General features: G+C 67.6%; 6 protein-coding genes. 4 read left to right on the top strand and 2 right to left on the bottom strand.

The features are described from left to right. Positions 1-731 (bottom strand): energy transducer TonB (locus HMPREF3113_RS11590; protein ID WP_070472556.1); only part of this gene is annotated, 731 nt, incomplete at its 3' end. Between the two features lie 187 nt (positions 732-918). Then, entirely contained in the window at positions 919-1554 is a 636-nt protein-coding gene (locus tag HMPREF3113_RS11585) for a TIGR00645 family protein (RefSeq protein WP_070426178.1), read from the bottom strand. Between the two features lie 106 nt (positions 1555-1660). Between HMPREF3113_RS11585 and HMPREF3113_RS11580 the strand changes: the two genes are divergently transcribed. From HMPREF3113_RS11580 to HMPREF3113_RS11565, 4 genes are all read left to right on the top strand, one after another. Further along, positions 1661-2350, top strand: coding sequence for a glutathione S-transferase N-terminal domain-containing protein (locus tag HMPREF3113_RS11580; RefSeq protein WP_070472553.1), 690 nt, complete (start codon positions 1661-1663; stop codon positions 2348-2350). A gap of 160 nt (positions 2351-2510) precedes the next feature. Beyond that, positions 2511-4739: a S9 family peptidase gene (locus HMPREF3113_RS11575; protein ID WP_070472549.1), complete on the top strand. Its 2229-nt coding sequence runs from the start codon at positions 2511-2513 to the stop codon at positions 4737-4739. A gap of 39 nt (positions 4740-4778) precedes the next feature. Next, the gene (locus tag HMPREF3113_RS11570) at positions 4779-5288 is read left to right on the top strand and encodes a cytochrome c oxidase assembly factor Coa1 family protein (protein ID WP_046273032.1); all 510 of its coding nucleotides are present in this window, start codon (positions 4779-4781) and stop codon (positions 5286-5288) included. A gap of 79 nt (positions 5289-5367) precedes the next feature. Beyond that, positions 5368-7179 (top strand): DUF885 domain-containing protein, encoded by a 1812-nt coding sequence (locus HMPREF3113_RS11565; protein ID WP_070472546.1) that lies wholly within the window; start codon positions 5368-5370, stop codon positions 7177-7179. The last annotated feature ends 81 nt before the right edge of the window (positions 7180-7260 follow it).

Here is a 7260-nt window from a genome sequence, read left to right as displayed (position 1 = left end):
TGGCGGGTGGCCGCGGCCTGCTGGGCGGCGGCCTGCTGCTGGCGCTGTTCGGCCTCGCGGCGGGCGGTGGCCTGACGCTCGGCATCCTGGCGGTCGGTGTCGCGGCGCGCGGCTTCCTGCTGCGCGGCGATCTGCCGCGCGGCCTCGGCTTCGGTGCTCTGCTGCTGTGCCAGGCGCTGCTGTTCAACCAGCTGCTTGGCGCGGGTCTCGGCGTCTTTCTTGACCTTGTCGGTCTCTTCCTGGGTGCGCTTGAGCGCAGTCTGCATGCTGCCGCTGATGCCTTGTTTCAGGCGCGGCAGTGCGGGGGCGGCCGGGTCAACCTTTTCGATCAGCGCAACCAGGCGCTGGGTTTCGGCGAAATCTTCGCGGCCAAGGTTCTGCTCGGCGGCGATCAGGGTATAGGGCAGCAGATCGGTCAGCGCGCTTTTGACCGAGGCGTCATCCGGGGTCTTGTCGCGCAGCGCCAGGTAGTACTCGATGGCGTTGTCGCCGGCCGGGGCGTACATGCGGTTCTCGCGCAGGGCCTTGCTGGCCAGCTCACGCAGTTCCTCGGTACCCAGCGACTGGACCTTGGCCGAGACCGCCGGTGCGGCCGGCGCAGCAGTGGGGGTGGCGGGTGCCGCAGGCGCGGCCGGTGCGGTGTCGTCCTGGCCCGAGCAGGCGGACAGGGCGACCAGCAGGATCATCGGCGCGAACAGGCGCGCCGGGCCATGAGTCTTGACGTGCGACATCCAACTCCCCTTTGAAGACGACGATACGTAGGGCCTGATGCGGTCAGGCCGACCGAAGGCCATGGACGTTTCCCGACGTCCATGGCGGACCCGCAGGTGTGCAATCTAGCATCACCCCGCCCGGCCCGGGGGCCAGGCGGTCAGGGCAGGGGGCATCCTCACCGATGCCGCCGCTGCCGGGCAAGTGTCAGTGCGACAGCGCCTTGCTCGGCGTGCCGTTCATCAGCTTGTCGGTGTAGGCGATGCCGATCGCCGAGAGGATGAAGGCGCAGTGGATGATGGTCTGCCACATCACCCCGGTCGAGGTCATGGCCGAGCACTTGAAGGCCGCTGCAGCGCTCGGGCCGATGCTGCTGATCGCCGTCTGCACCGCCAGGATGTACTCCGGGCTGTTGCACGACGGCAGCCCATCCAGATTGCCCGCCGCAATGAACGTCTTCAGCAGGTGGATCGAGGAGATACCGATGATCGACAGCGCCAGCTTCACCTTCAGCACGCTCGCGTTGACGTGGCTCAGCCATTCCGGCTGGTCGGGGTGGTTTTCCAGGCGCAGGCGCGACACGAAGGTCTCATAGCCGCCCACGATCACCATCACCAGCAGATTGGAGATCATCACCACGTCGATCAGGCCCAGCACCAGCAGCATGATCTCCTGCTCGCCCATGGTGTTGGCCTTGTGCAGCAGGTGCCACAACTCCTTGCCGAACAGGAACACATAGACGCATTGGGCCAGGATCAGGCCCAGGTACAGCGGCAGCTGCAGCCAGCGCGAGGCGAAGATCAGGGAGGACAGGGGACTGATGGGAGTCTGGGTCGAGCTCATGCTGGGATGCTGCGTTGCGGGGACGGCGCAGCGTAACGGTCCGGCTTGACCCTGCCAAGCCGAATGACGGACTAGACTCGGTATTCCCAATCCGCGAGCCGTCGCCATGATCGACCTGTACTACTGGCCCACCCCGAATGGCCACAAAGTCACGCTGATGCTGGAGGAGACCGGCCTGCCATACCGGATCCAGCCGGTGAACATCGGCGCCGGGGACCAGTTCACGCCCGCCTTCCTGGCGATCTCGCCCAACAACAAGATGCCAGCGCTGGTGGACCACCAGCCCACCGACGGCGGCGCCCCGCAGAGCGTGTTCGAGTCCGGCGCGATCCTGCTGTACCTGGCCGAGAAGACCGGCCGCTTCCTGCCCGCCGACAGCCGCGGCCGGGTGGCGGTGCTGGAATGGCTGTTCTGGCAGATGGCCGGGCTTGGCCCGATGAGCGGCCAGATGGGCCATTTCAACGTCTACGCGCCCGAAAAGATTCCCTATGCGATCGAGCGCTACGACAACGAAGTGCGCCGCCTGCACGGCGTGATGGACAAGCGCCTGGCGCAGACCGCCTATCTCGGCGGTGAAGCGTATAGCATCGCCGACATGGCCAGCTACCCCTGGATCGGGGCCTACGACAAGCTGCCGGTCGATTTCAGCGCCTTCCCGAACCTCAAGCGCTGGCATGACGCGATCGCTGCGCGCCCGGCCACCCAGCGGGCCTACGCCCTGCGCGAGAAGGTGAACCCGCAGGCCGGCAAGCCACTCAGCGAGGAAGAGCGCAAGCACCTGTTCGGCCAGCGCTGAGCAGCGGCGTAGTGCCGGCCGCTGGCCGGCTCCCCGGAACACTCGGCGCGGCCGGACGTCCGCCATCTCCGGCACGACCGGAACGGTTTTGGTTAGGATGAAGCGTTCCCCAGTACCGCAGCTGCGGCCGGGGACTGCCCAGACGCTGCCGGAATCCTTCATGCGCCACCTGTTTGCTTCGCTCGCCCTGATGCTCGCCTCGACCTCGACCGCCCACGCTGAAAAACTGACCCTGGATGCCATCACCGGCCCGCTGCCGTTGTCCGGCCCGACCCTGATGAAGCCCAAAGTGGCCCCGGATGGCTCGCAGGTCAGCTTCCTGCGCGGCAAGGATGCGGACCGCAACCAGCTGGACCTGTGGGCATACGACATCGCCAGTGGGCAGACCCATCTGCTGGTCGATTCCAAGGTGGTGCTGCCGGGCGAAGAGACCCTGAGCGATGCCGAGAAGGCCCGCCGCGAGCGCCAGCGCATCGCCGCGATGACCGGCATCGTCGATTACCAGTGGTCGCCGGATGCACGCACCCTGCTGTTCCCGCTCGGCGGCGAGCTGTACCTGTACGACCTGAGCAAGCAGGGCAAGGCCGCGGTGCGCCAGCTCACCCACGGCGAAGGCTTCGCCACCGATGCCAAGCTCTCGCCGAAGGGCGGCTTCGTCAGCTTCGTGCGCGCCCGCAACCTGTGGGTGATCGACCTGGCCAGCGGCCAGCAGATCCAGCTCACCGGCGATGGCAGCGACACCATCGGCAACGGCGTGGCCGAGTTCGTGGCCGATGAGGAAATGGACCGCCACACCGGCTACTGGTGGGCGCCGGACGACTCGGCGATCGCCTTCGCCCGCATCGATGAATCCCCGGTGCCAGTGCAGAAACGCTACGAGATGTATGCCGACCGCACCGAGATGATCGAGCAGCGCTACCCGGCCGCCGGCGACCACAACGTCACCGTGAAGCTGGCGGTGATCGCGCCGCGCCGGAACGCCGCGCCGCGCTGGATCGACCTGGGCCGCAACCCCGACATCTATCTGGCCCGCGTCGATTGGCGCGACCCGAAACACCTGACCTTCCAGCGCCAGTCGCGCGATCAGAAGACACTCGAAATGGTCCAGACCGAGCTGGCCAGCGGCCAGCAGCGCACGCTGGTGACCGAAACCTCGCCGACCTGGGTGCCACTGCACAACAGCCTGCGCTTCCTCAAGCAGGGTGGTTTTGTGTGGTCGTCCGAGCGCAGTGGTTTCGAGCACCTGTACCGCATCTCCGACGACGGCAAGACCGTCACCCCGCTGACCGCCGGCACCTGGCCGGTGGACGAACTGCTCGCCGTGGACGAAGACGCCGGCAAGGTCTACTTCCGCGCCGGCATGGACAGCGCGCGCGAAAGCCAGCTGTATGCCGTGTCGCTGCAGGGTGGCACGCCGCAGCGCCTCTCGCAGGCGCCGGGCATGCACACCGCCAGCTTCGCGCGCAACGCCAGCGTCTACGTGGACAGCTGGTCCAACACGACCACGCCGCCGCAGATCGCGCTGCACCGTGCCAACGGCGAGAAGATCGCCACCCTGGTCGAGAACAATCTTGACGACCCGGCGCATCCGTACGCACGCTATCTCGATGCGCAGCGCCCGGTCGAGTTCGGCGCCCTGACCGCCGCCGACGGCAAGACAGAACTGAACTACAGCCTGATCAAGCCGACCGGTTTCGATCCGGCCAAGCGCTACCCGGTGGTGGTGTACGTCTATGGCGGCCCGGCCTCGCAGACGGTCACCAACAGCTGGCCCGGCCGTGGCGATCATCTGTTCAACCAGTACCTGGCCCAGCAGGGCTACGTGGTGTTCTCGCTGGACAACCGTGGCACCCCGCGTCGCGGCCGCGATTTCGGTGGCGCGCTGTATGGCGTGCAGGGCACGGTGGAAGTGGCCGACCAGCTGCGCGGCGTGGCCTGGCTGAAGCAGCAGGCCTGGGTCGACCCGGCGCGCATCGGCGTGCAGGGCTGGTCCAACGGCGGTTACATGACCCTGATGCTGCTGGCCAAGGCCTCCGACAGCTACGCCTGCGGCGTGGCCGGTGCACCGGTGACCGACTGGGGCCTGTATGACACCCACTACACCGAGCGCTACATGAACCTGCCGGGCAACAACCCGAAGGGCTACGAAGAAGCGCGCGTGCTGGCGCACATCGACGGCCTGCGCTCGCGGCTGCTGCTGATCCACGGCATGGCCGATGACAACGTGCTGTTCACCAATTCCACGGTGCTGATGAGCGCCCTGCAGAAGCGCGGCCAGCCGTTCGAACTGATGACCTACCCCGGCGCCAAGCACGGCCTGTCGGGCAGCAATGCGCTGCACCGCTACCGCCTGGCCGAAGATTTCCTGGGGCGTTGCCTGGCGCCCTGATGCCGCGTTTCCGCCACCGGCCTGACAAGGAGTTTGCCGATGACATTGCCGCCCGCGCTTCCTGGTTCGACCGTGCCCACCGGCTGGTGGCGTCGCCACTGGCGCTGGGCGATGCCGCTTGCGGTGGTGGTCGGTATGGCGGCGGCAGCGGGCGCGGTAGGGTTCGCGCTGTCCCAGTGGGCGTACTGGAGCAAGTCCAGCACGCCCTACCAGGAAGCCATGCGCCGCGCGCGCTGCAACATCGAACTGGTGGCGGCCCTGGGTGAGCCGCTGCGCGATGGCTACCTGCCCGCCGGCTCGATGCATTCCAACGGGCAGAGCCAGTTCGTGATCGCGGTGTCCGGCCCGCAGGGCAACGGCCGCATCTTCCTCAACGCCAAGCGCGCCGGCGAGCACTGGGACTACCCGATGCTGTACGTGGTGACCGACGGCAAGGAGGCGATCGATCTGGCCGCCCTGGACGACCTCGAAGCCGCGGACAGTTGCGCGCTCGAAGAGTGCCGGGCGAAGGGGGACTGCCCGCCGGCACCGGAGGCCTTGCAGATCTGAGCGGCGCATGACCTCCGGCCAATTGCCCCGGACCCGCCAAGTGCGTAGGGTCGCAGGCATCCTGCCCTGGAGTTCCTGCATGAAGCCGCTTGTCCTCGCCGTTGCGCTTGCGCTGTCCGTTCCCGCCGCGCTGTCGGCTCCCCCGGCCTTGGCCGCGCCGGCAGCCGCCAAGCCCGCCGCTTCGCCGGCCTGGGTGACCCGCAGCAATCAGCTCGCGCAGATCCTGCTGGATGCGCAGGGCCCGTTCCAGCCGGAAGAAACCGGCTTCTTCGGCGTGCCGGGCTACGACGACAAGGTGGCCGACTTCGGCCCGGACAACGGCGCCCGCTACCGCGCGGCGATGGCCAAGTCGCGCAGTGAGCTGCAGGCCAAGCTCGCCACCGAGCGCGATCCCAATGTCCGCCAGGACCTGGCGATCATGATCGCCGCCGCCGACCAGAACATCGAAGGCAGCGAACTCAACGAGAAGTACCTGCTGCCGTGGAGCGATACCCCGCAGACCGTGTTCAGCGGCCTCAACCTGCTGCTGTCCGACCAGGTGCCCGCCGAACGCCGCGCCAAGGCGCTGGACCGCCTGAAGGCCTACGCCGGGCTTGCCCCGGGCACGCAGCCGGTGACCACGCTGTCGCGCCAGCGCTACGAAGAGCGCCTGGGCGACAAGAGCCTGCTGCAGCCGACGAAGATCGAAGTCGAGCAGTCGCTGGCCAATGTGGATACCTACATCAGCGGCATCGAGCAGCTGTTCGGCAAGTACAAGGTGGCCGGTGCCGAGCAGGCGCTGCAGACCATCGCCAGCCAGCTGCGCGAGTACCGCGACTGGACCCGCCGTGACGTGCTGCCCAAGGCCCGCACCGACGCGCGCCTGCCCGAGCCGCTGTATGCCTACCAGCTCAAGCGCGTGGGCATCGACATCGCCCCGGCGCTGCTGATGCAGCGGGCCCAGCTGGAATTCATGGAAACCCGGTCGGCGATGCGCCAGCTGGCACCGCTGGTGGTGCAGGCCAAGGGCCTGAAGGTCACCGACCCCACCGATCCGGTCGCGGTGGTGCGTGCGCTCAAGGGCGACAAGATTCCTGACGACCAGCTTGAGCACCACTACCGTGGCGTGATCGATGCGATCGACCCGATCATCCGCAAGGAAAAGATCGTCGATGTGCCGCAGCGCCCGATGCAGATGCGGCTGGGCTCGGCTGCCGAAAGTGCCGCCTCGCCGGCCCCGCATTTCCTGCCGGCCCCGCTGGTCGGCAACACCGGGCAGCAGGGCACCTTCGTGCTGCCGCTGGGCAACCCGGCCGCCGGCGACAAGGCCGCGCAGTACGACGATTTCAACTTCGGCTCGGCCGCCTGGACGCTGAGCGCGCATGAAGGCCGCCCGGGCCACGAGCTGCAGTTCACCGCGATGGTCGAGCGCGGCATCTCGCTGGCGCGCACCATGTTCGCCTTCAACTCGGTCAACGTGGAAGGCTGGGCGTTGTATGCCGAAGCGGAGATGGTGCCGTACGAGCCGCTGGACGGGCAGCTGATCGCGCTGCAGTTCCGCCTGCTGCGTGCCGCGCGCGCAATGCTGGACCCGATGCTCAACCTGGGCCAGATCGACCGTGCCAACGCCGAGCGCGTGCTGATCGACGAAGTCGGCCTGTCCAAGGCGATGGCCACCCAGGAACTGGACCGCTACATGGTGCGCATGCCCGGCCAGGCCGGCAGCTACTTCTACGGTTACACCCGCATCCTTGAGCTGCGCATGCAGACCGAGCTGGCGCTGGGCGATCGCTTCGACCGGCTGGCGTTCAACAACTTCCTGCTGGACCAGGGCCTGCTGCCGCCGGACCAGCTGGCCAAGGCAGTGAACGAGGTGTTCGTGCCGAAGTACAACAGCGCGGCCAAGCGCTGACACGGTTCCGGTAGGTGCGGGGCGTTTCCCGGTAGGCACCGACCGTTGGTCGGTGCGCTGGCCCGGCCGCCACGACCAACG

Origin of the sequence: Stenotrophomonas sp. HMSC10F06 (assembly GCF_001807865.1) — a bacterium.
GTDB classification, from domain to species: Bacteria; Pseudomonadota; Gammaproteobacteria; order Xanthomonadales; family Xanthomonadaceae; genus Stenotrophomonas; species Stenotrophomonas bentonitica_A.
This window is presented reverse-complemented; position numbering and strand designations above follow the sequence as displayed.